Here is a 21822-nt window from a genome sequence, read left to right as displayed (position 1 = left end):
GGCGCCCACCCGGGTTTAGCCGGTGACCTGCGGGTACCCGGGCGTCATGGTCGGTATCGGATATTTCCTGTCCTGTGAGGAGTTCGGTCCGGGCGAACTCGTGCGGCAGGCCAGGCAGGCCGCCGACGCGGGCTTCGAGCGGCTCTGGATCTCCGACCACTACCACCCCTGGAACGAGGCGCAGGGCCAGAGCCCGTTCGTCTGGTCGGTGATCGGCGCGCTGTCCGAGGCCGTGCCCGGCATGCCCGTCACCACCGCCGTGACCTGTCCCACCGTGCGTGTCCACCCGGCCGTGCTCGCGCAGGCCGCGGCCACCGCGGCCGTGCAGCTCCGGGGCGAGTTCGTGCTCGGCGTCGGGTCCGGCGAGGCGCTCAACGAGCACATCCTCGGCGACGCGTGGCCCACCGCGGACGTCCGGCTGCAGATGCTCGAGGAGGCCGTCGACGTCATCCGGCTGCTCCACCAGGGCGGCAGCCGCACCCACCACGGCAGGCACTACACCGTCGAGAACGCCCGCGTCTACACGCTCCCGGACGAGCCGGTCCCGATCTACGTCTCCGCGTTCGGCAAGAAGGCCGCCGAGCTGGCCGGGCGCATCGCCGACGGGTTCGTCAGCGTGGTGCCGGACGCCGAGGTCCTGAAGGCCTACCGCGACGCCGGTGGCAAAGGCCCGGCGCAGGGCGGCTTCAAGGTCTGCCACGCCCCGACCGTCGACGAGGGACTCGACACCGCGTACCGGATCTGGCCGAACGAGGGGCTCCCCGGCGAGCTGGCGCAGGTCCTCCCGCAGCCGAGGCACTTCGAGCAGGCCTGCGAGCTCGTGACCAAGGACATGCTGTCGCTGCCTACCGGGCCCGACCCCGAGCCGTACGTCCAACAGGTTCAGGCCTTCGTGGACGCCGGGTTCGACCAGGTGCACGTGGCGCAGATCGGCCCGCACCAGGACGAGTTCTTCCGTTTCTGGCGCGACGAAGTGTCGCCGCAGTTGTCGAGGTGACCACCACCTTCGGGGTCGAGGAGGAGTTCCTGCTCGCCGATCCGCCGACAGGACGGACCGTGCCGGCCGCCACCGAGGTGCTCAAGGCCGCCCGCGAGCTGCCGGGCGCCGGCGCGGTGCACGCCGAGCTGCTCCAGACCCAGGTCGAGGCCGCGACCCCGCCCTGCGCCACGCTCGCCGAGCTGGGCAGCCGGCTGCGCCAGGGGCGGGACCGGCTGGCCACGGCGGCGCGTGAGTGTGGCGTGTTGCTCGTGTCCAGCGGCCTCCCGCCGCTGGGCGGGCCGGCCATGACCAGCGGCGGCGCCCGGTTCGCCGGGATCGCCGCGCGGTACGCGGAGGTCGTGCGGGACTACCAGGCCTGCGGCTGCCACGTGCATGTCGCCGTGCCCGACCTCGAGACCGCGGTCGCGGTGTGCAACCACGTGCGACCGTGGCTGCCGGCCCTGCTCGCCCTGTCGGTGAACTCGCCGTTCCACCACGGCCGCGACACCGGGTACGCGAGCTGGCGCATGATCGAGCAGTCCCGGTTCCCGGGCGCCGGTGTGCCGCCTCGGTTCCGTGACGCCGCCGACTACACCGCGCGGGTCGCCAGGCTCGTCGACTGCGGGGCGATCGAGGACCCGGCCATGACGTTCTGGCTGGTCCGGCCGTCGCCGTCCTGGCCGACCGTCGAGTTCCGGGTGGCGGACGCGGCCGTGGACGTGCCGGCAGCGCTGCTGCAGGCCGCGCTGTCCCGGGCGCTCGTCACGACCGCGGTCGCCGAGCTGTCCCGCGGCCGGGAGGCGCCCGCGCTGGACGAACAGGTGCTGGCCGCCGCGGTCTGGGGTGCGGCCCGGCACGGGCTCGCCGGCCCGGGTGTGCACCCGATGCTGGCACGCGAGGTGCCGGTGGCGGAGCTGCTCTACGAACTGGTCGTGCGGGTCGCGCCCGCGCTCGCCGGTGACCTCGTCACCGTCCGCGAGCTGTTCCGCCAGGTGCTGCGTGGCGGTACGGGCGCGGAACGGCAGCGGGCGGCCGAAAACGTGTTGCGAAGTGTCGTGATTGGAGTGTCCGATGGGAAATGAAGCGCTTCTGCCCGAACCGCGTGGGCCGTTGTCGGCCGCGGCGGTCGAGCTGCTGCGGGACGGCATCGAGCCGATGCTGGAGGTCGACCGCGCCGACCCGTTCGGCGAGGACCTCGCGGTCGCGCTGCACACCCTGTACGAGCCGCACTACCAGGGGTTCGCCGGGATCGACTCCGACTGGGAGTGGTCGCCGGTGCTGCTCCAGTACCGCAGGCGGCTGGAGTGGGTGTTCGAGCGGGCGCTGCGTGACTCGGTCGAACCGGGCGACGACGTGACGGCCGCGCTCGACGAGCTGCTGGTGGAGCCGGTGCCGGGCGAGGGCGTGTCCCATTTCCTCCGGGACGAGGGGGAGTGGTGGCAGCTCCAGGAGTACTTCGTGCACCGCTCGATCTACCACCACAAGGAGGCCGACCCGCACGCTTGGGTGATCCCGCGCCTGTGGGGACAGGCGAAGGCCGCGCTGGTGGCCGTCGAGTTCGACGAGTTCGGCGGCGGGCACGCCGACCGCATGCACGCGCAGCTGTACCGGGACCTGATGGCGTCGTCCGCGCTGGACACGGGTTACCTGTCCTACTTCGACGAGGTGCCGGCGCCGATCATCGCGGTGGTCGACATGATGTCGCTGTTCGGCCTGCACAGAAGGCTGCGGGGCGCGATGGTCGGCCACTTCGCCGCCGCGGAGATCACGACCGGGCCTAGCGCCGCCCGCATGGTCAAGGCGATGGACCGCCTGGGCGGCGACCCACACTTCTTCGCCGAGCACATCGAGGCCGACGCCGTACACGAGCAGATCCTGCGCCACGACGTGATCGGCGACCTGCTGGCCCGCGAGCCGCATCTGGCCGGGGACGTGGTGTTCGGGGTGCGGGCCACGGAGTTCCTGGAGTCCCGCTTCGCCGACCACGTGCTGAAGTCCTGGCGCGACGGGCAGACCTCGCTGCGCCGCGGCGCGGGTGTGACCGCACCCCCAGGCACTGTCCAGATCCCGGGAGGCGGATCGGCCTAGTCGGCGCGGACTCGTTTGCGGTGGCTCGTGTCGCACAGTGGGAAGTTCTTGCTGCGCCGGCACGCGCACACCGCGACCACGAACCGTGCCGAGTGGACGATCGTGCCGTCGTCCGTCACCAGCTCGACGGGCCCCTCGACGAGGATGGGTCCGTCCCGCACGATACGGACCCTACGGGGTCGCCGGTCGGTCACCGCGGATCACCACCAGCTCCTCGGAGCGCTGTCCCGGTTCGATGAAACCCAGCTCGCGCAACCGGTCCCGGCGGCCGTTCATCACCGGGCCGAACGGCGCCTCCTGCCGCGCGACCACCGCGGCCTTCAGCCCGCCGCCGCGCAGCTGATGCAGCGTGGCGTCCACATTGGACAGTGTGGAGTGGACGACGAGCAGCGTGCCGCCCGGCGCCAGCAGCAGCGGAGCGTTGGCGCACAGCCGGTTCAGGAAGTCGCGGCCGTCCACGCCGGCATCCCACGCACGATCTCGTCCCCGTGGGCAGGCCGAGACGCCGGGCACGTAGGGCGGGTTCGCGAGTATCAGGTCGAAACCGCGGCCCGCGACCTGTTTGAAGGCGTCGCCACAGTGGATCCTGGCGCGGATGCCGCGCAGCGACGTGTTCAGGCGTGCGGCCAACACCGCCCGCCGGGACACGTCGACCGCCGTGATGGTGCGTGGCCGCGTGCTCGCGGCCGCGACGGACAGTGCGCCCGTGCCGCAGCCGATGTCGAGAACGTTGGCACCAGGCCGGATCGCGGCCGCTGCCAGTGCCTCGACCAGCAGCCACGTGTCGTGCTGCGGAGGATAGACGCCCGGTGGGCGGGTGAGCCACATGCCGGGGGATGCCTCCGGCGAATCGGCTCAAACAGCGGGACTGGCCAGTGCGGACAGTGCGCCCGAGGTGGTCAGGTAGATCTCCAGCGAGCCGGCGGCCTCGGTGAGGCTCAGCGTCCGCCGCGCGGCCGCCGTCGGCGCGGCTACCACGAGCCGCAGGTGTACCGCGGCGCGGCGATCGTTGGCCGCACGCAGTTCGTGCACGCCGGCCAGCGCGAGGAAGTCCACCCGGGACAGGTCGACCAGCACGTTGCGTACGTCACGGTCCTCGGTGTCGAGGAGTGCCTCGCGCAGCAGCGGCGCGGTGCACAGGTCGATCTCCCCGACGGGGTTGATTCTGTCCAGATCCTGGCGTTCGTGCACAAGACGGACGGTCAGATACTCGTTCGCGGTCACGCGGCGGTTGATCGCCACAGTTCTCTCGCTCATCGGATCTCCCCTGGAAGTGGGTGAGAAAGCCAGAGCGAATGGAGCCACCCCAGCTCGCGGCGTTCTTCGTCCACACCGCCTGTTGGCTGGTTGCTCAACCTCGATCCAGCATCGCACGGTGTGCTGGCTGTGTCCAGGCGAGCAGGTCGGGCCCGGTCTCAGCCCTCGGCGTCCGCGCCGGCCCGCCGCACCGCCGCCACGATCTCGGCGTTCGTGATGCCCTTGACCAGGAACTCCTTGACACCGAGCCGTTTCAGCTCCTCCGCCGCGCCGGAGTCGTCGTACGCGGAGAACGCGAGCAGCCGGGTGCGTGGTGACCGCGTCCTGATCTCGCGGGTCGCGTGCGTGCCGCCGCCGCCGGGCATTCGCACGTCGATCAGCGCCACGTCCGGGGTGTGGCGTTCGGCCAGGTCAGCGGCTTCCTGCGCGTCGGCCGCCGTGGCGACCACGTGCAGGTCGGCCTCCGCCGCGATGACCTCGGACAGCGCCATGCGCAGCATCGGGTCGTCGTCCGCGACCAGTACGCGGAACTGCTCGGTCATTCCTCCTCCTGGGTGGGTGCCGTGGGCAGCCAGAACTGGATCGTCGTGCCGCCGCCGGGTGTGCTGGTGACCGACCACCAGCCGCCGGCGATCTCGGCGCGTTCGCGCATCTCCAGTAGCCCGAAGTGCCGGTACGGGTCGTCCGGCGCCGGGTCGGGCAGGCCGACACCGTCGTCGCTGACCCGCACCAGCGTGCCACCGTCCTTGCCGGCCAGCGTGACGTCGACGCGGGTGGCCCGCGCGTGCTTGTGCACGTTGGTCAGGGCCTCCTGGCAGATGCGGAACAGCGTGATCGCGACCGGCATCGGCGGCTCGTTCGGCAGCTCGGCGGACAGCGACGTCTCGAGTCCCCACGGGCGGACGACGTCGCGCAGGTAGCCGGCGAGCGACGGGACGAGACCGTGCTGGTCGATGGTCGTCGGGCGCAGGTTCGCGACCAGGCCGCGCAGCCGGCCGACCGACGCGCGCACCGCCTCGTCCAGCTGCGCGGCCAGCTCCTGCTGCTCCGCCGGCAGCCGCCCGGCCAGCAGCTGCAACCGCATGCCGACCGCGACCATGGCCTGGATGGAGTCGTCGTGGACGTCCCACGCGATCCGCCGGCGCTCCAGCTCCTGGGCCTCGACGAGGTGACCGAGCAGCCGCCGTCGCTCGCTCAGCGCCTGCTCGGCCGCGCGCCGCTCGGTCATGTCCCGGGTGACCTTGCCGAAGCCGCAGAGCGTGCCGGTGTCGTCGTACATCGCGGTGATCACGATGTTGGCCCAGAAGCGGGTGCCGTCCTTGCGGATCCGCCAGCCCTCGGTCTCGAGCCGGCCGTCCCTGCTCGCCCGCACCAGCTCCTTCTTCGGCAGGTCCGCGTTCTCGGGCGGGTAGAAGACGGAGAAGTGCTTGCCGAGGATCTCCTCCTCGCGGTAGCCCTTGATCTGCTGGGCGCCGGTGTTCCAGCTGGTGATGTGCCCGTCCGGGTCGAGCATGAAGATCGCGTGGTCGCGCACACCCTGCACGAGCAGGCGGAAGCGCTCCTCGCTCGCCCGCAGCGCCTCCTCGGCGGCGCGGCGGTCGGTCGTGTCCCGGGTGACCTTGCCGAACCCGCGCAGCTCTCCGGTCTCGTCGCGCAACGCGGTGATCACGACGTCGGCCCAGAAGCGGGTGCCGTCCTTGCGGAGCCGCCAGCCCTCGTCCTCGACCCGCCCGTGCCGGATCGCCTGGTCGAGCTCGTGCCAGGGCTTCCCGGCGGCGATGTCCTCCGGTGGGTAGAAGACCGAGAAGTGCTTGCCGAGGATCTCCTCCTCGCGGTAGCCCTTGATCTGCTGGGCGCCGGCGTTCCAGCTGGTGATGTGCCCGTCCGGGTCGAGCATGAAGATGGCGTAGTCGAGTACGCCCTGTACCAGGAGCCGGTACCCGTCATCGGGTCGCATGAGCCAACTCTGCACCACGGAACGCCGTCCGGCCTCAATGAGGGATGCCCGCCCCTGGTGCGGTGGGAAGCTCACACCACACCACCTTCCCGCGGTCGCGGCGGGACGCGCCCCACGCGGACGAGACCTGTTCGACCACACGAAGGCCGAGACCGCTCGTCGGGGTGATCCTGGGGGAGACCGGAAGCAGGGGGCTGTCGTCGCACACCTCGACGCGGACGTGGTCGCCGCCGGCGAGCAGCCGGACGACCGGGGTGCCGTGGCCGTGCAGCAGCGCGTTGGTGACGAGCTCGGAGACGACGAGGACGATGTCGTCGACATCGCCGTGGCACTCGCCGCCCCGCCAGGCCGCCAGCGTCGTTCGGGTGAACCGTCGCGCGAGGGCGGCACTGCTGTTCCGCTCGGCGAGGCGGAGTTCGGCCACCGCTGGTGCACTTGTCTCCACGCAAGCACCTTCCGTTGTCCCGGCGGACGGATCGAGATGCGAATGATGCTCACCGACTGGTGCACCTGCACCAGAACCGTGGGTCGGCGGCGAAGAAGGCGTGCAGGTCAGGGCTGGTCTACCGGACGGGCGTCGTGGGCATCGCCACGGCCTCGCGTGCGCGGCCGGGGCGGCCCTCAGTCGAGGAGCCCTTCCTTGCGGGCGATGACCACCGCTTCGAGTTTCGAGCGGGCGCCCAGCTTCTCGAGGACGCGTTGTACGTGGTTGCGTGCCGTGTTGACGGCCACGCCCAGCCGCCGCGCCACCTCGGCCGTGCTCGCGCCGTCCGCGAGCAGCCCCAGCGTCTGGCGTTCCCGTGCGGTGAGCGTCGCGCTGCGGGTCCGGCCCGTCAGGCGGTTCAGCACCCCCGCGAGGAACTCCGCCCCGAACACCGCCTCGCCCTCGGCGACGCGGCGGACCGCGTCCTCCAGCTCGTCGAGCCCGGCCGACTTCAGCACCAGGCCGCACCCGCCGGCCTCGGCCACGCGCGCGGCGACCGTGGACGTCGCCTCGCCCGTCAGCATCAGGACCCGGGCACCCAGTTCGCTCAGGGGCCCGATCGCTTCGATGGCGTCGCCGTCGGGCAGCCTTCGGTCCAGCAGCACGACGTCCGGCGCGTACTTCCGCACCTCCGTCAGCGCCGTGGCGATGGACCGCGCGCGGGCGACTATCTCGATGTCGTCGGCGCGCTGCATGGCGAGGGCCATCGCCTCGGCCACCATGTCGTGGTCCTCGACGAGAACCACCCGGGTCGTTGCCATGGCATGATTCTCGTCCCTACGGTCCGGGATGTGTGTCCTATTTTGTCGCGTCAACTTTCTCCAGCTGCGCCTCTGTCGCCGTCTCGGTGTCCCCGACCGTAGCGTTCTCGGTCGGCTGAGCGGGGCAGGGCAGCAGGTTTCTGTTGGCGGCGAGCCGTTCTCGGCACTGGCGCGCCAGGCGGCGGCTGGCGATTGTCATGGCAACCCAATCTCCTTTGTCACCCTTTCGACGTCTTGACTACCCCGCGAGTTGCTTGTTTAGCCATGCTGTTACCTGGCAACCCCCCATGGATGACCGAGCCGATCTTGCCGACGCCCGAGCCCATTCCGAGCCCGAACCCGGGGCCCATCCCCACGGATCCGCCGCAGCCACCCGTGCCACCGGGCCCGGACCCGCGGCCACCGTCCGAACCGGATCCCCTAGGCCCCGCCGGACCGCCCAGCTAGTCCTACCTGGAGTAGCCGCTCCACGAGCGTCTCGGCCGCGCCCGGCTCGACCGGGATGCCGAACAGGGCGCGGAGGTAGAGCGGCGCCAGGACGTAGTCGAGCACCTCGTCCACCGTCGGCGTCCGCTCACCCCGAGCGGACGCCGCGTCGAGCATCGTCCGCAGGTCGTCGGCGCGGGCGCGCAGGTGTTCGGCCGGCCGGGCCGTCGTGGACATGGTCGCGATCAGGGCACGCAGCAGGATGTTGCCGTCCGGCTCGGCCATCGCCCGCTCCACGCGGGCTGCCCAGGCGAGCAGGTCGCCGCGCAGTGTGCCCGTGTCCGGCATCGGCGACCGCTCCCGCAACCGGGTCACGGCGGCGTCGAGCAGCACGTTCTCCCGGCTGCCCCACCTCCGGTACAGGCTGGTCGGGTTCACGCCGGCCCGCTCGGCGATCCGCGGGATCGCGGCGTCGGTCTCCCCTTCGACCAGCAGCTCGATCGCGGCACGGTGCACGGCGTCGCGGACACGGGCGCTACGGCCGCCGGGTCTGGTCATGCGGACATCTTAAAGCCAAACGGTTTGCGTTACCGTGCTAGCCTTAACGCAAACCGATTGGCTTCAAGGAGGCTGCCGTGGTCCTCAGGTTGACTTCGGAGCAGCGGGAAGCCCTGCTCGCCGAGCCGTACGTCGGTGTCCTGTCCGTCGCGGCGGAGGCCGGGCGGGCACCGCTCACGACCCCGATCTGGTACGACTACCGGCCCGGCGGGCTCGTCACGATCCTGACCTCACCCGGCCTGCGCAAGGCGCGGCTGATCGGCGAGGCGGGCCGCTTCGCGTTGTGCGTGCAGGAGACCGGCGCCCCGTACCGGTACGTGACCGCCGAGGGGCCGGTGGTCGGGACGAGGCCGGTCCGCGAGGAGGACCGGCTCGCGATGGCGTCGCGTTACCTGTCGCCGGAGGTCGCGGCCGCGTACGTCGAGGCGACGGCCGAGGGGCAGTCCGGCAACGTCGCCATCACGATGCGGCCGGAACGGTGGAACACCGCCGACTTCGCCGACCTCGCGGACCAGCTGCACGTCACGGTCTGACCCCGCCCAGCCGGTCCAGGAAGGGGTTCGTGAACTTGCCCTTCGGGTCGTGGTGAGCGCGCAGCTCGGTGAAGTCGGTCCACTGCGCGTACAGCGGCGCGACCTCGGTGGTGTGGAAGACCTTCCCCCAGTGCGGCCGCGCGCCCAGCGGGAGCAGCGCCTCCTCGACCGAGGGCAGCAGCGCGGTCACGCCCGGCACGTCAAGCTTCCACGTGAAGTGCACGCCGAGCACGTCCCGCCCGCACGCCGGGCTCAGCCACAGGTCGTCCGCCGCGACCGTGCGCAGCTCGGAGATCTGCAGCAGTGGCGTGATCCGCGGGGCCATCGCGCGCAGCCTCGTGAGTGCCTCGACCGCCGACTCGCGGGGCAGGAGGTACTCGCTCTGCAGCTCGGCGGCCGCGCTCGGCTTGTGGCCCAGCCGGAAGTGCGGCAGCCGGTCCAGCCACGGCCCGGGCACACCGCCCTGCTCGGTCACCGCCGCCACCGACTCGCCGGGCAGCATGTGCACCGGCCCGTCCGCCGGCCGGAACGGCAGGGTCGGCGCCGCCAGCGACTTCACCCACACCTGCGCGGGCCCGACCCAGTCGGTGAACACGCTCACGCTGTACCCGCCGGCGAACACCGACGGCAGGTCCGCGACCAGGTCGGTCCACGGCACGTCGACGTACACCTGCTGCCGAACCTCGAAGCTCGGCCGCACCGCCAGCGTCACCCGCGTGACGATCCCCAGCGCGCCCAGCGCCACGACGCTGCCCGCGAACTCGGGGTCGCCGCGCCACACCCGCCGCAGCCCGCCGGTCGCCGTGACCAGCTCCAGCCCCGCGACGGCGGTCGACAGGCCGCCGAGCGCGTCACCCGAGCCGTGCGTGCCGGTCGCGATCGCGCCGGCGACCGAGATGTGCGGCAGCGAGGCCATGTTCGGCAGTGCCAGCCCCTTCGCCTGCAGGAACTGCGCCAGCACGCCGTACCGGGTCGCGGCCGGCACCACGACCTGGTCGCCGTCGACCGTGATCTCGTCCGGCAGCTCCTCCAGCGACACCAGCGTGCCGCGCCCGTCGGCCACCTCGCTGAACGAGTGCCGGGACCCGAGCGCGCGTACGAGCGACCGCTCGGCGACCAGCTCCCGCAGCGCGTCCACCGTCCGCGGACGGGCTACTTCCCTTGCCTGGTAAGCGACATTGCCGGCCCAGTTGTGCTCCACCTACCAGTGCTCCCGTCTTCCTCCCGCGGCATTCGTGCGGTGAAGTATGTCCTAGTTCACATCTTCGCCATAGCCTGGACATCCATGGACGTCCGCCAGCTGCGGTATTTCCTCGCGATAGTCGACCACGGCAGCGTGCACCGCGCCGCGCAGGAGCTGTTCGTCGCGCAGCCGTCCGTGTCGCAGGCGCTTCGCGGGCTCGAACGCGACCTCGGTGCCGACCTGTTCCACCGCACCGGCCGCCGGCTCGTGCTCACCCCGGCGGGGGAGCGGCTCATCGGCCCGGCGCGGGAGGTGCTGCGCGGCGTCGAGCTCGCGCGGGCGACCGTCGAGGCGGTGAACGGGCTGCGCTCGGGCCGCCTGGTGATCGCGTCCATGCCCGCGACCGCGATGAGTCCGCTCGCGTCGATGGTCAGCCGGTTCCGTGCCGCGTACCCGCTCGTGGAGGTCGTGGTGCGGGCCGCCGCGACGCTCGAGGACGTGGTCGCGGCCGTCCGCGGCAGCACCGCCGAGCTGGGGCTGCTCGGCACGCCGGCCGTCGGGCCCGAGCTGGCCGGGCTCATGGTGTACGCGCTGGAGACGCAGGCGTTCGTGCTGGTGGCGGCCGCCGACGCGGACCTGCCGCCCGGGTCGCCGGTCGCCATGAACGCGCTCGGCGGGCGGCGGCTGGTCGTCGCGCCGGGGACCGGCGCGCGGCGGGTGGCCGACGGGATCCTCCGAAGATCGCCGGGCTGCCGCATCGCCGTGGAGGTCGAGCACCGCGAGGCCGTGCTGCCGCTCGTGCTCGCGCGGGTCGGGGTGGCGGTGCTGAGCGAGTCCTGGCGGGAGCTGGCACGGGCGACCGGGGCGGTCGTGCGTGACCTGGCCACTGACGAGGTGCTGAAGGTGTGCCTCGTGCACCGCGACGGCAGGCTGTCCCCGGCGGCGGCCGCGTTTCTGCCGCGGTGAGGCCGGGGCGTTAGTGTCGGGTTCGTGGCCGAAGAGAAGTCCGAGAGCACCCTGACGGTGCTGGTGGCGCTGGGTGCGAACCTCGTGATCGCGATCCTGAAGTTGATCGCCGGTCTGATCACGGGGTCCGCCGCGATGCTGGCGGAGGCCGCGCACTCGGTCGCCGACACGATCACGGAGGCGCTGCTGCTGACGGCGTTGCGCCGGTCCAGCCGGCCGGCGGACCGCGCGCATCCCTTCGGGTACGGCAAGGAGCGGTACTTCTGGTCGCTGATCGCGGCCGTGTCGATCTTCGTGTCGGGCGCGGTGTTCGCGTTCTACGAAGGCTTCCGGACGATCTTCGGGGAGCAGGAGGAGCAGACCAGCCCGCTGATCGGCTACATCGTGCTGGGGCTCGCGTTCCTCCTCGAGGGCACGTCGTGGCTGCGGGCGGTCAAGCAGGTGCGGGCGGAGGCGGCGGCCGAGGGCCGGTCCGTCGGCCGGTACCTGCGGCTCATCGACGACCCCACGGTCAAGACGGTGTTCTTCGAGGACAGCGCGGCGCTCGTCGGGATCGCGCTGGCGTTCGGCGGCATCGCGCTGCACGACGTCACGGGCTCGGCCGTGTGGGACGGGCTGGCGTCGGTGCTGATCGGCGTCCTGCTCGCCGGGGTCGCGTACCTGCTGGGGCGCACCAACCTCGGCCTGCTGATCGGGCGGCAGGCGGACGTGAAGATCGTGCGCGGGGCACGCGAGCTGCTGGGGGCGGCGCCGGAGGTGGAGGTCGTGGTCGACCTGCTCACCATGGTCACCGGCACGGACCAGGTCCTGCTGTGCGCCCGCCTCGACTTCGCGGAGGATCTGACGTCCACGGACCTGGAGCTGGCCTGCGTCCGCATCTCGGCCGAGCTACGCGAACGGTTCACCGACCTCGACGAGATCTTCCTGGAGCCGGTCCCACGGTCGGATCCGGAGCTCCGCGCGCGGGTCATGGCCCGCTACGGCGACGTCGACCAGAACCGGTAGCCGGGCGGCGGCTCTCACGCGGCGGCCTCCTGCCAGGGCCTGGCGGCCCCGTCGACCAGCTCCGCCAACCGCTTCACCCTGTCCACCGCGCGGGCACGCAGCAGCGGCGTCGGGTCGGTGAGGGTGTCACTCCAGATGGCGCGCCCCGCGAGGAAGCCCGAGGCACCGGCACGGCACGCCGTACGCACCGCGCCGGGAAAGTCGTCGATCGTCACACCCTGGGACAGCACGACCCACGGCACGGGGATGGCCCCCGAGATCCGCTCACACACCCGCCCGACCTGAACCTCGTCGACGCCGCGGCGCGGCACCTGCGCCTTGTACAGCGAGGGTCGCAGCGAGCCGAGCTCCGCGGCGGCCTCGACCTGCAGCTGGTCGAAGTCGAGGTCCGACCGTGGCCGCACCACGCCCTCGAGGATCGACAGCAACCCGGCCGACCGGCAGCGCTGCACGAACTCGGCCGCCATGGCGAGCCGCTTGTCCCGTCGCTCGTCCGGCCGCCACACGACCAGGAGCTTCATGGCCGACACCCCGCGCTCGCGCACGTGCACCGGGTTGATCTCCTCGTCGATCGAGGTGTCCAGGACGGGCCCGCCTTCCGGCGGGTGCCGCAGGCGGTCCGCGGCGAGGATGAGCCCGCACGACGGCGGCAGCAGCCGGTCGGCGAGCACCTGGTCGAACCCGTAGGCGCGGTCGATCAGGAACCCGCTCGCGAAGGTCCCCAGCTCGGTGGCGACGGCGAGCTTGAACTTCGTCAGGTCGCTGTCGGGCACCGGGGTCGGCGTGTGCACGCCCAGCATCGCGCGCAGGCTCTCCCGCTGGTCCATCGCCACCATGGCCAGGCCACCGGACGGTCGCGCCAACTCGGCCAGGCTAGTCATGCCACCTCCCGTACCCGGGACCACGGTCCCAGTACATCGCGTCGTGTCGGTTGGCGAGGATGTCGTCGCGTGGTGGCACATCGCTACGTGGATCGTGCACCGTCACGAGCCGGTCACAGTGGAAGGAACCGGGGACCCCGGAACCAGCCCCGGCGCGGGGCGTCACCCGCTTGGACACTCTGCACCACCGCCTCTGCCGTTCCCCGAGAGTCCATCACATCTCCGCGCGGGTGTGTGCCCCGCGCCGGGGTGCCGCGACCAGGTGACGGTGTCGTCAGATGTCTACGGGGAGTGGTCCTCCACTGTGGCGACAGCGGTGTGGTCCTAAGCGGACTCCGGGCCGAGCCGCCGGGAGATGGCTTCCTGGTTGACAACGAGCCGCAGGCAGAGGTCGCGCAGTCGGCTCACCTCGTCGTCCGCGAAGCCGTGGAAGAGGGCGGCCACGGCGCGGCGTGCCGGCTCCCGGAAGTCGGCGACCCAGCCGCGGCCTTCATCGGTGATCGTCACGAGGACGGCACGCCGGTCGGCCGGGTCCTGCTCGCGGCGCACCAGTCCGGCCCGCTCCAGCGTGTCGACCAGGCCGGTCACGTTCCGCGAGCTGAACCCGGCCGACCGGGCAAGCTCCCCGACACCGGCGACACCGCCGTCGAGCCTGAGGAGGAGGTCGACCGCACCCGCGCTGAGGTTTCGTTCGCCGATGCCCTGGAGCCGCTCGACGGCATGCGCCGCGGCCCGCACCGCGGCGGCCGCCTCGAACGGCCCGGTCGCCCCGCCGGCGAACCGCGCCATCGCGTCGCGAACCGAGGGGTCGTGGAGTCCGTCGCTCTCATGTACGTACCTCATAGTACGTCGTGAGATTAGTACGTACTTCCCTGTCTGTCCACCGTGTCGCCCGCCGGTGCCCGTCCAGCGGCAATGCCGGTGGATTCCGGGTAACCGGTGGACACTACCGAGGGGTTTAGCTCAGTGACCGCTGGTGACTGGCCCGTGGTATTGCCGACCGGATTTCGGACAGGAAATTGACAGGTCCCGAGGCATGCATGTGCGGCTGGTCATGTGAAATGCACGAGCGCCCCGGGAATCCTTCGTACTGACCGGTGTCCGACCGGGCGTGGACCGGTGTTCGGTCAGTTACGCATCGCAAGCTTTCCTCGGGTTGGCATGCCTGCCGACCACAGCCGAACGGGGGAGGTTGTGTGATGCACGGGTATTGGCGATGCGAACCGGCCGGCGGGCGGGCGAGAGTTCTTGTCGTGCCGCCCGCCGCGGGGGCGGCGACGTGGTCGGCGGACGTGCTGCAGACGCTGGCGGGAGACCGCCGCGTGGTCGTGTCCCAGGCGGACGCGCGCGGCGAGTTCGACCTGATCATCGCGGCCGGCCTGGCTGGTTTGGCTGGGCTGCGGGGGAAGCGGCTGCTGCTGCCGGGCGGTGCCGGCACGGCTCCGGCGCATCTGCTGAACCGCGGCGTGCTCACCCGCGAGGGCGCGGACCGGGCGCCCGCGCTGGCGCTGGCACACGAGTCGGACCGCGCTGCCCTGGGGAGGTCCTACCCCGAGGCGGTGGCGACCGTGGTCGGTGATCTTTCCTATGACCGGCTGCTGACGAGTATTCCCTTTCGGGCCGAATACCGGCTCGCGGCCGGTTTGTCGCGGGAACGAAAACTCGTCGTCGTGACATTGACCGGACGGTCGGAGTCCGTGTTGGACGCACAGATGAATGTGTTGAACAGGTTGCTCGCCGATTTGCCGCCGGCGGAATATCGGGTCGCCGCGATCGCGTCGCCGGAAATCTGGCGATATTACGGTGGCCCGCTGGCGCGCGCCTGGTTTGCCGACGCCGTCCGCGCCGGTCTGCTTTTTCAACGAACGGACGAGGAATGGCGTTCGACTCTCGTCGCGGCGGACCTGGTCATCGGCGACCTGGGCGCGACCACCCGCTACGGCGCGGCGATCGGCCTGGCCGTGATGGTCGTCGAGCCGCCGGAGGGCGAGTCGCCGGCGGGCGGTGCGGCCGAGCTGGTGTGGCGACATGCACACCGCGTGCGCCCCGATCGTGCGTTGCTCAGCCAGGTGACGGCGGCGATGGCGGACAACCGTGAGTGGCAGGACGAGGTCGCCGCCAGGGTCACGTCCAGGGCCGGCTACGCGGGCGACCTCCTCCGGCAGACCGTGTACGAGCTGCTGGACCTCGACGAGCCCGCGGTGCCGGTCCTGTGCGCGCCGGTGCCCGTGCCACCCGTCGGCGACGCCAGGACGGCCTGACGATCCCACGACCCCCTTGCCGCCAGGTGACCGTCGCGAATATCACCGCGACGGCCGGGATTATTCGTGCCGCAATTGTGCCGGTCTTTCGTCTCGTCGAAGCCGTTTTCGATGGCGCCGCGGAAAATTCCCGCGGCCCTGGCCGGCGCGTCCGGGAAATCTCCACCACGGCGATTTCCCCACGGCCGCGGATCTTGTCGTCCATGCTGGTGTGCTGATCCGCCGGAAGATCGGCGGTGGTGAACCGGCCAGGTGGGTGGTGGGCGTCGCGGGCGTGAAGTCCAGTGCGAGGGCCAGTTCCCGGATCGTGGCACCTCCGTACGCGGATCACCTGGGCCGGTTCGTCGCCGGGCGCCGACGGACTCGGAAACCGTCACGTGGAACTACCCTGAGATTTACTCCGAGAAAAGGTGTACGGATCGCGCAACTTTTTTGAGGTGGACCAAGCAAATTGACGGCCGTCACGCCGAGTGTCCGCGATGTTTCCACAAAACGCACCACGGCCGGCTGCGTTTTTCATGGGTCGACGACGTGCGGTCGGCGATACCGGAAGGCGGCCGGTCGGCGAGCCGGCCGCGGGCCCGGCCCCGCTCCCCCGCGGGCCCGCCGGAACTCCTCGCCCGATATCCGGGAGTACGCCTTGCCGGTCCCCTGGGGCGCGGTCTCCACCAGCCGCTCCCGCCCGTCAAATGCCGGGAAGAGACTGCGCTGTGTGTGCGCCCACGACGCTGGCACCGGGACCTCGTCCGCCCCCGTCGGCGTAGCGGCACAAAACCTCCCTGCGTAACGTCGAATGTCCATCGTTGTCAAGGGGTCAGGGGTTTCGGCTTCCGGAAGGGTGCGTGAACGGGCAGGCAGTTTCGGGTGCGGACATGGTCCCGTGCCGCGGAATCGCCTTGTGTCAGGCGGTGGTCCGAGCCGGGGAGGGGCTGTACGCTCCGTAGCCGTGTGCACGTGCGAACGGTGATGGCGCCGGCAAATACCGCCCGTCCGAGAAACTGGTTGTGGCTATTCCGGGTGGCCGGCAATCGCGGGGTACAACAATTGTGTTACGTGACTTCTCTGATCTTTGTTCATAAGTAATATGCGACTGGATAGCTGCCGCTCGGCGCCAGCTTTGTTGGGGAACGAAAGCTGGGTGGACGCAATGTTGTTGGGGATTTTGGGCACGACCGCGTTTCTCCTGGACGACGGTCCGGACGACTCGTGGGGCAAGCCCCGTGAGCGGGCGGTGTTGGCGACGCTCCTGGTGCATGCCAACGAGGTGGTGCCACTCGACGAGCTCGTCCGGTGGGTCTGGCCGAAGGACCGGCCCGCGCCGCTGCTCGCTGGTCCGACCTTTGACATCTACGCCGCGCGGATCCGGCGCGTCCTGGCTCGCCTGCCGTCCGCGCCCGAGCTGTCGATCGAGGAGGGTGGGTACCGCCTGACCATCGATCCGGCGCTTGTCGACCTCCACGAGTTCCGGGTCCTGCTCGACGAGGCCCGTGAGCTGGCCGGACAGCATCCCGCGCGGGCCGTCGAGCTGGTGGAACAGGCCCTGTGGCTCTGGCGCGGGCTGCCGCTCGCCGACCTCGTCACCGAGCCCGCCCGGGCCTGGCGGGAACGGGTCCTGCATGACGAGTGGCTCGCCGCGCACACCCTGCGCATGCGGGCGTTCCTCGACCTCGAACGGCACGAGGCGGCGCTCGCCGCCCTCGACGAGCTGCTGGCCGACTTCCCGGACGACCTCGGTCTCGCGAAGCTCCGCCTGACCGCGTTGTACCAGCGAAGAAGGTTCGCCGAGGCCACCCGCTACTTCCTCGCCACCTGGCACCGCCTGCGCCGCAACGGCCACGACGAGGCCGCGCAACTCCTGCGCCAGCACAACGCCGCCCTGACCGCCGCGCACCCGGCGCCGCTGCTGCCGGAACCGACCGTGGTGCCCCGCCGGCTGCCCGACGACATCACCGACTTCGTCGGCCGCCGCGACGAGCTGGCCGCGCTGGACCGGGCCGGGGTCTCGGGCGTGTTCGTGCTGGACGGGCCGGGTGGCGTGGGCAAGACCGCGCTCGCCGTGCACTGGGCACACCGGATGCGCGAACGGTTCCCCGACGGCGACCTCTACCTGAACATGCGGGGCAGCCAGGTCGGCCTCGCGGCGCTCGTGGACGACTTCCTCGTGGCGCTCGGGCAGCCGCCCGCGGCGAACCTGGCCCGCCGGCAGCGGGAACGGCTGCTGCGCCTGCTGCTAGCCGACCGGCGGGTCCTGGTGGTGCTCGACGACGTCCAGGACGCCGCCACGGTTCGGCAGCTGGTCGAGCTGCTCCCGTCCTGCCTGATGATCGTCACCAGCCGGCGGCGGCTCTCGGTGCCCTCGGCACGGCGGATCGCGGTCCGGCCGATGAGTCCGGAGAGCGCGGCTCTGCTGCTGTCGGTCCGCGCGCACGGACGGATCCCGGACGCCGCCCGGCTCAGCGCCGCCTGTGGCGGCCTGCCCGTGCTGGTCACGGTGTTGGCGGGTCAGCTGGCCGGCGAGTCGCCCGAGCGGGTCGGCGAGCTGGTCACCCGCCTCGACCGCCGGCGCCTGCTGGCCGCGGTCGGGCCGGACGGACCGGTGGCGGTGCAGGCGGGGGAGGCCTGCCTCAACTGGGCCTACCACGCACTGGCCGAGCCGGAGCGGCGGCTGTTCCGGTTGCTGGCCGTGCATCCGGGCGAGGACATCTCGGCCGAGGCGGCCTACGCGTGCGACGGCCGGACGCCGACGGAGTCCATCCGGAGCCTGCTGCGCCTGGTGGCGGCCAACCTGCTGCGGCCCTCCGACGAGCTGGACCGGTTCGGCCGGCACGCCGTGCTGGCCGAGTTCGCCGCGCGCCGCCTCGAGGACGACGAGTCCGCAGAGGGTGTCCGTGCCGCGCGGGAGCGGCTGCTCGAGTACTTCGTGACGGCCGCGACGAGCGCGATGCACCTCGCGTGTCCCGGCGATGCCGTGCCGCGTGAGCGGGTGGCGCTGTTCGCCGACGCGCACGAGGCCCTGGCCTGGTTCGCCCGCGAGCGGTTCACGCTGGCGGCGGCGATGCACGACGCCTACGACGACGGGTGCCACGGCTACGTCCGGCGGCTGGCCGATCCGGTGGCGGCGCTGCTGACCCGCGCCGGCAACATCGTCGAGAGCAGGGTGATCAGGCAGCTCGCGGTCGACTCGGCACACGCGGCCGGGGTGTCCGCGGCCGAGGCGTTGCGCCAGCTCGGCGCCGCGCACCTGCTGCTGGAGGAACACGGCGCCGCGGAGCGGTGCCTGACCGCCGCCGCCCGCATGGCGCCGGCCGACGACCTCCGGTGCGGCCACGTCTCGATGCTCGACCAGCTGGGGCAGGCCGTCGAGCACCGTGACGACCGGGCGGCCGCGCTGACCCTCTTCCAGCGCGGCCTCGCCGTCGCGGAGCGGGCCGACGACCTCGCCGCGCTGTGCTGGCTGCACTGCCGCATCGGCCAGGTGCTGCGCCTGGCCGAGCGGATGGACGAGGCGCTCGGCCACCTGCGGGCGGCGCACACGACGGCGTCGCGGGCCGGCGAGTCGGCCGCCGCGGCGGCCAGCCTCGCGGAGATCGGCGGGATCCACCGCGACCTCGGGGACTGTTCGGCCGCGTTCGCGTACTGCCAGGAGGCACTGGCAATTGCCGAGGCCGTCCCGGACCAGACCGCCGCCGCGTTGATCTGCACCACGCTGGCGACAATTGGCTGGGAGAGCCGCCGGTTCGACCAGGCCGTGGCCTACAGCAGGCGGGGGGTCGAGCTCCTGCGCGGCTCGCAGGACCTCGCGACCCAGGCCCAGGTCGCCACCGTGCACGGCGACGCGCTCTACCACAGCGGCGAGCGGTACGAGGCCATGCTGATGTGGCGGCAGGCCGCCGACCTGTACGACCACGCGGGATTCCCGTTGCTGGCGACGAGGCTGCGCAGCAAGACCGAGGAGGGGGTGCACGGTTCGGCCCCGCGGGCCCGTGCGGAGGCCGTCGAGGTCGACGAGACCGCGATCCGCCAACCCGTCCACGGCGCCACGATCGAGTGACGCGACCGCTCGACCGTGACGTCACTGCTCACCGCCCGCACCTGCCTCGCCGTCCGCTCCGCCTGCCCCGGGTCCTGCCGTCCCCGGACTCCACCCCCGAGCCCCGGCTGCCGCCGGCCACCGGGGACTGTCCGCCCCGCTCCGTCCCCGCGTCCTACCCGCCGACCTCCTCGGGCGGCTCCGGGTTGAACTTGGCCAGGTAGTCGGCGAGGTCGACGTGTGCGTGGCCGATGAAGGCCGCGAGCTCGCGGACGGCGGACGGCGTCAGCTCGACGACGCCGTCGACCGCGTCGTTGAGCCGGTTGCGTGCCCACGGGAACATCGGGCGGAAGTGGTTGTTCTGGTCGGCGAGCAACCGGCGCAGGTCCACCTGCAACACGAGGTTCTGCAGGCACAGGCCGGCCTTCTGCAGCGCGAGCGTGAGCATGCCCGGCGCGGTCGTCCCCAGCACCTCGCACAGCTCGACGAGCCGCGCCACGGTGACCTGCCGCAGGCCGTGCTCGTAGGCCAGCAATGTCCTTTCACCTATTCCGGACGGCAGGTGTCCGACGAAATGCGCGCGGGACCAGCTGTGCGCCTCGCGTGCGTATCGCAACTCCTCGCCAAGGGCCTTTGCGATGGCCTTTCCGGTCACTTCTTCCCGTGACTCGTTCATCAGGTTGTTCTCCGGCTGCGGGGTCAGTCGTACACGACATGGACAGGGCATAAGGCGGCTGACCGAATACGACCAAGGCCCCCTCGTGGTACCGACGCGCCGGTTCGGCACGGCCAGTCGGCTGGTTTCTTGCCTGATCCAAGATTAGGCCCGTGAGCAGCGAGAACGAGGCGAATCGACATCCATCGGATGATGAGGATAACCGAATTGAATACGAAATGCGCGGACATTTGCAGCTGTGGGTGCGCGCGCAGCACTGTTCGGCATCCTTTCGGGTTAACTCGACGGTATTGTCGAGACGGCGATGGACGCGGAGAGTGGCGATTGGGTCGGGCTGTGAAGTTTGGTGATCAGGGACCATTTTTGACGCTTTGGTCTACCTGATCCTGTGGCCATCAGTTTTTGTTGGGAGGGGTATAACTACACTGATTGTTCGATATCCGGCAGGCAGTGTCAACCTGGGGGCCGGCGGTGTTCCGTCGCGGGGCGACGCCGACGGCCCGGACCGAGGTGTGCGGCACACCTCGGCAACGACTCAGGCAACGACTCAGGCAACGACTCGGGGGACAACTCGGGCACGGCTCGGGGAACGACTCGGGCACGGCACAGGGGAACGGCTCAGGGGCACGGCACAGGGGAACGACTCAGGGGAACGACTCAGGGGAACGGCTCAGGGGAACGGCTCAGGCAATGACTCGGGGGAACGACTCAGGGAACGAGGATCAGCCTGATCGGGTTGCCCTGCTTGCCGGACAACGCCTTCACCGCGTCCGGCGCCTCGGCGAGCGACAGCGTGCCGCTGATCGACCGGCTCAGGTCCAGCCGCCCGTAGTGGATCAGCTCGATCAGCCGCTCGACGGCGCCGGGGCTCGAACCGTAGTGGCCGAGGATCCGCTGCCCGCGAACGCTCAGCCCGATGCTGTTCGGCACGGTCAGCGGCTCCGGCGTCAGGCCGACGAGCACCAGCCGGCCGTCGCGGCCGAGGCACCGCAGCGCCTGGTCCCGCACCGCCCCGACGCCCGCCATGTCGTACGCCACGTCCAGGCCGCCACCGCCGGTCACCGCGACGATCTGCTCGCCGAAGTGCGGGTCGGCGGGGTCGAACGCGAAGTCCGCGCCGAACTCCAGTGCCCGATCCCTGGCCGCCTCCAACGGGTCCACGGCGATGATGGGCGCCGCGCCGAGCATCCGCAGCAACTGCACGGCATGCGCGCCGAGCCCGCCGATGCCCCACACGCCGGCGGGCCGGCCCGGCTCCGCGCGTCCCGTGCCGGCGACCGCGCCCCACGGCGTGGACACGGCGTCCGGCACGATCGCCGCCTCCTCGAAGGAAAGCGTGTCGGGGATGGCGATCAGCGTGTGGTGGCTGGCGAGCGCGTACTCCGCCCAGCCGCCGTCGTAGTCCACGCCCCGGGTCCGGACGGCCTGGCACGGCCACCGGAACCGGGCGCACTGCGCGCACTGCCCGCACCGCTCGCCCGCCTCGAGCACCACCCGCGCCCCGGGCCGCCACCGCTCCGGCACGTCCGGCCCCACCACGTCGATCTCGCCGGCCACCTCGTGCCCGAGCGTCACCTCCGGCGCGTCGAGGAACGCGGGCCGCAGGCTGCCGTCGATCAGGTGCACGTCCGACAGGCACACACCGGCGGCACGCACCCGGATCCGCACCTGGCCGGGACCCGGCTCGGGCACCGGGACCTCGCGCATCTCGAACGTGCCAGCAGTCGGGTTCAGGCGTCCGGCAAGCATGGTCACACCTTAGTGGTGCGTGGCAGCG

22 protein-coding genes are annotated in these 21822 nt (G+C 71.5%); 8 read left to right on the top strand and 14 right to left on the bottom strand.

Annotation, left to right across the window (positions count from 1 at the left end):
* The first annotated feature begins 46 nt into the window (after positions 1–46).
* The 3 genes from VET29_RS17140 to VET29_RS17130 are packed head-to-tail and all read left to right on the top strand — an operon-like array spanning position 47 to position 3067.
* Positions 47–997, top strand: a complete 951-nt coding sequence (locus VET29_RS17140) for a TIGR03557 family F420-dependent LLM class oxidoreductase (protein ID WP_324921329.1) — start codon at positions 47–49, stop codon at positions 995–997.
* Positions 994–2061: a glutamate--cysteine ligase gene (locus VET29_RS17135; protein ID WP_324921327.1), complete on the top strand. Its 1068-nt coding sequence runs from the start codon at positions 994–996 to the stop codon at positions 2059–2061. The genes VET29_RS17140 and VET29_RS17135 overlap by 4 nt, the downstream gene beginning before the upstream one ends.
* On the top strand, positions 2051–3067 hold the full coding sequence (locus VET29_RS17130) for an iron-containing redox enzyme family protein (RefSeq protein WP_324921325.1): 1017 nt from the start codon (positions 2051–2053) through the stop codon (positions 3065–3067). The genes VET29_RS17135 and VET29_RS17130 overlap by 11 nt, the downstream gene beginning before the upstream one ends.
* Here the strand turns inward: VET29_RS17130 and VET29_RS17125 are convergent.
* The 9 genes from VET29_RS17125 to VET29_RS17085 all read right to left on the bottom strand — a co-directional run bounded on the left by VET29_RS17125 (position 3064) and on the right by VET29_RS17085 (position 8510).
* Positions 3064–3261 (bottom strand): CDGSH iron-sulfur domain-containing protein, encoded by a 198-nt coding sequence (locus tag VET29_RS17125; RefSeq protein WP_324921323.1) that lies wholly within the window; start codon positions 3259–3261, stop codon positions 3064–3066. The genes VET29_RS17130 and VET29_RS17125 overlap by 4 nt on opposite strands.
* The gene (locus tag VET29_RS17120) at positions 3239–3895 is read right to left on the bottom strand and encodes a HemK2/MTQ2 family protein methyltransferase (protein ID WP_324921321.1); all 657 of its coding nucleotides are present in this window, start codon (positions 3893–3895) and stop codon (positions 3239–3241) included. The genes VET29_RS17125 and VET29_RS17120 overlap by 23 nt, the downstream gene beginning before the upstream one ends.
* A 27-nt stretch (positions 3896–3922) precedes the next feature.
* Positions 3923–4324, bottom strand: coding sequence for an STAS domain-containing protein (locus VET29_RS17115; RefSeq protein ID WP_324921319.1), 402 nt, complete (start codon positions 4322–4324; stop codon positions 3923–3925).
* A gap of 158 nt (positions 4325–4482) precedes the next feature.
* Positions 4483–4866 carry a response regulator transcription factor gene (locus VET29_RS17110; protein ID WP_324921317.1) on the bottom strand — a complete coding sequence of 128 codons (384 nt, stop codon included), beginning with the start codon at positions 4864–4866 and terminating at the stop codon, positions 4483–4485.
* Complete coding sequence (locus VET29_RS17105) at positions 4863–6281, bottom strand: PAS domain S-box protein (protein WP_324921315.1); 1419 nt, start codon at positions 6279–6281, stop codon at positions 4863–4865. The genes VET29_RS17110 and VET29_RS17105 overlap by 4 nt, the downstream gene beginning before the upstream one ends.
* Before the next feature lie 34 nt (positions 6282–6315).
* Positions 6316–6726 carry an ATP-binding protein gene (locus VET29_RS17100; protein ID WP_324921313.1) on the bottom strand — a complete coding sequence of 137 codons (411 nt, stop codon included), beginning with the start codon at positions 6724–6726 and terminating at the stop codon, positions 6316–6318.
* 176 nt (positions 6727–6902) lie between these two features.
* A complete protein-coding gene (locus tag VET29_RS17095; protein ID WP_324921311.1) occupies positions 6903–7526 on the bottom strand; it encodes a response regulator transcription factor in 624 nt (207 codons plus the stop codon).
* A 37-nt stretch (positions 7527–7563) separates the two neighbouring features.
* A complete protein-coding gene (locus VET29_RS17090) occupies positions 7564–7725 on the bottom strand; it encodes a hypothetical protein (protein ID WP_324921309.1) in 162 nt (53 codons plus the stop codon).
* Between the two features lie 221 nt (positions 7726–7946).
* Positions 7947–8510 carry a TetR/AcrR family transcriptional regulator gene (locus VET29_RS17085; protein WP_324921307.1) on the bottom strand — a complete coding sequence of 188 codons (564 nt, stop codon included), beginning with the start codon at positions 8508–8510 and terminating at the stop codon, positions 7947–7949.
* Positions 8511–8587: 77 nt separating this feature from the next.
* Between VET29_RS17085 and VET29_RS17080 the strand changes: the two genes are divergently transcribed.
* Complete coding sequence (locus VET29_RS17080; RefSeq protein WP_324921305.1) at positions 8588–9043, top strand: pyridoxamine 5'-phosphate oxidase family protein; 456 nt, start codon at positions 8588–8590, stop codon at positions 9041–9043.
* Here the strand turns inward: VET29_RS17080 and VET29_RS17075 are convergent.
* Positions 9033–10244: a D-arabinono-1,4-lactone oxidase gene (locus tag VET29_RS17075; RefSeq protein ID WP_324921303.1), complete on the bottom strand. Its 1212-nt coding sequence runs from the start codon at positions 10242–10244 to the stop codon at positions 9033–9035. The two genes, VET29_RS17080 and VET29_RS17075, sit on opposite strands and share 11 nt — an antisense overlap.
* Positions 10245–10328: 84 nt before the next feature.
* On the opposite strand from VET29_RS17075, the gene VET29_RS17070 reads away from it, so the two are divergent.
* Together VET29_RS17070 and VET29_RS17065 are read left to right on the top strand one after the other, a co-directional pair.
* Positions 10329–11192 carry a LysR family transcriptional regulator gene (locus VET29_RS17070; protein ID WP_324921301.1) on the top strand — a complete coding sequence of 288 codons (864 nt, stop codon included), beginning with the start codon at positions 10329–10331 and terminating at the stop codon, positions 11190–11192.
* Positions 11193–11216: 24 nt separating this feature from the next.
* A complete protein-coding gene (locus tag VET29_RS17065; RefSeq protein ID WP_324921299.1) occupies positions 11217–12197 on the top strand; it encodes a cation diffusion facilitator family transporter in 981 nt (326 codons plus the stop codon).
* A gap of 14 nt (positions 12198–12211) precedes the next feature.
* On the opposite strand, the gene VET29_RS17060 is transcribed toward VET29_RS17065, so the two are convergent.
* Both VET29_RS17060 and VET29_RS17055 read right to left on the bottom strand, forming a co-directional pair.
* Positions 12212–13078 carry a hypothetical protein gene (locus tag VET29_RS17060; protein ID WP_324921297.1) on the bottom strand — a complete coding sequence of 289 codons (867 nt, stop codon included), beginning with the start codon at positions 13076–13078 and terminating at the stop codon, positions 12212–12214.
* Between the two features lie 324 nt (positions 13079–13402).
* Positions 13403–13921, bottom strand: coding sequence for a MarR family transcriptional regulator (locus VET29_RS17055; RefSeq protein WP_324921295.1), 519 nt, complete (start codon positions 13919–13921; stop codon positions 13403–13405).
* Between the two features lie 410 nt (positions 13922–14331).
* Between VET29_RS17055 and VET29_RS17050 the strand changes: the two genes are divergently transcribed.
* Complete coding sequence (locus VET29_RS17050) at positions 14332–15339, top strand: hypothetical protein (protein WP_324921293.1); 1008 nt, start codon at positions 14332–14334, stop codon at positions 15337–15339.
* A 1147-nt stretch (positions 15340–16486) separates the two neighbouring features.
* The gene (locus tag VET29_RS17045; RefSeq protein ID WP_324921291.1) at positions 16487–19390 is read left to right on the top strand and encodes a BTAD domain-containing putative transcriptional regulator; all 2904 of its coding nucleotides are present in this window, start codon (positions 16487–16489) and stop codon (positions 19388–19390) included.
* A gap of 154 nt (positions 19391–19544) precedes the next feature.
* Here VET29_RS17045 and VET29_RS17040 read toward each other — a convergent pair whose 3' ends face one another.
* Positions 19545–20045 carry a helix-turn-helix transcriptional regulator gene (locus VET29_RS17040; RefSeq protein WP_324921289.1) on the bottom strand — a complete coding sequence of 167 codons (501 nt, stop codon included), beginning with the start codon at positions 20043–20045 and terminating at the stop codon, positions 19545–19547.
* A 708-nt stretch (positions 20046–20753) separates the two neighbouring features.
* Complete coding sequence (locus tag VET29_RS17035; RefSeq protein ID WP_324921287.1) at positions 20754–21794, bottom strand: zinc-binding dehydrogenase; 1041 nt, start codon at positions 21792–21794, stop codon at positions 20754–20756.
* Between the last annotated feature and the right edge of the window lie 28 nt (positions 21795–21822).

The sequence above is a fragment of the Actinophytocola sp. genome (assembly GCF_035634895.1).
GTDB lineage: Bacteria > Actinomycetota > Actinomycetes > Mycobacteriales > Pseudonocardiaceae > Actinophytocola.
The sequence above is the reverse complement of the archived record's forward strand: the minus strand, read 5'-3'. Positions and strand labels throughout refer to the sequence as shown.

What these genes read in the sequence shown, in the direction of transcription:
- VET29_RS17140 (WP_324921329.1), top strand. Translation starts at nt 47, where the DNA reads ATGGTCGGTATCGGATATTTCCTGTCCTGTGAGGAGTTCGGTCCGGGC.
- VET29_RS17130 (WP_324921325.1), top strand. Translation starts at nt 2,051, where the DNA reads ATGGGAAATGAAGCGCTTCTGCCCGAACCGCGTGGGCCGTTGTCGGCC.
- VET29_RS17120 (WP_324921321.1), bottom strand. Translation starts at nt 3,895, where the DNA reads ATGTGGCTCACCCGCCCACCGGGCGTCTATCCTCCGCAGCACGACACG.
- VET29_RS17115 (WP_324921319.1), bottom strand. Translation starts at nt 4,324, where the DNA reads ATGAGCGAGAGAACTGTGGCGATCAACCGCCGCGTGACCGCGAACGAG.
- VET29_RS17110 (WP_324921317.1), bottom strand. Translation starts at nt 4,866, where the DNA reads ATGACCGAGCAGTTCCGCGTACTGGTCGCGGACGACGACCCGATGCTG.
- VET29_RS17105 (WP_324921315.1), bottom strand. Translation starts at nt 6,281, where the DNA reads ATGCGACCCGATGACGGGTACCGGCTCCTGGTACAGGGCGTACTCGAC.
- VET29_RS17095 (WP_324921311.1), bottom strand. Translation starts at nt 7,526, where the DNA reads ATGGCAACGACCCGGGTGGTTCTCGTCGAGGACCACGACATGGTGGCC.
- VET29_RS17090 (WP_324921309.1), bottom strand. Translation starts at nt 7,725, where the DNA reads ATGACAATCGCCAGCCGCCGCCTGGCGCGCCAGTGCCGAGAACGGCTC.
- VET29_RS17085 (WP_324921307.1), bottom strand. Translation starts at nt 8,510, where the DNA reads ATGACCAGACCCGGCGGCCGTAGCGCCCGTGTCCGCGACGCCGTGCAC.
- VET29_RS17070 (WP_324921301.1), top strand. Translation starts at nt 10,329, where the DNA reads ATGGACGTCCGCCAGCTGCGGTATTTCCTCGCGATAGTCGACCACGGC.
- VET29_RS17060 (WP_324921297.1), bottom strand. Translation starts at nt 13,078, where the DNA reads ATGACTAGCCTGGCCGAGTTGGCGCGACCGTCCGGTGGCCTGGCCATG.
- VET29_RS17055 (WP_324921295.1), bottom strand. Translation starts at nt 13,921, where the DNA reads ATGAGGTACGTACATGAGAGCGACGGACTCCACGACCCCTCGGTTCGC.
- VET29_RS17045 (WP_324921291.1), top strand. Translation starts at nt 16,487, where the DNA reads ATGTTGTTGGGGATTTTGGGCACGACCGCGTTTCTCCTGGACGACGGT.
- VET29_RS17040 (WP_324921289.1), bottom strand. Translation starts at nt 20,045, where the DNA reads ATGAACGAGTCACGGGAAGAAGTGACCGGAAAGGCCATCGCAAAGGCC.
- VET29_RS17035 (WP_324921287.1), bottom strand. Translation starts at nt 21,794, where the DNA reads ATGCTTGCCGGACGCCTGAACCCGACTGCTGGCACGTTCGAGATGCGC.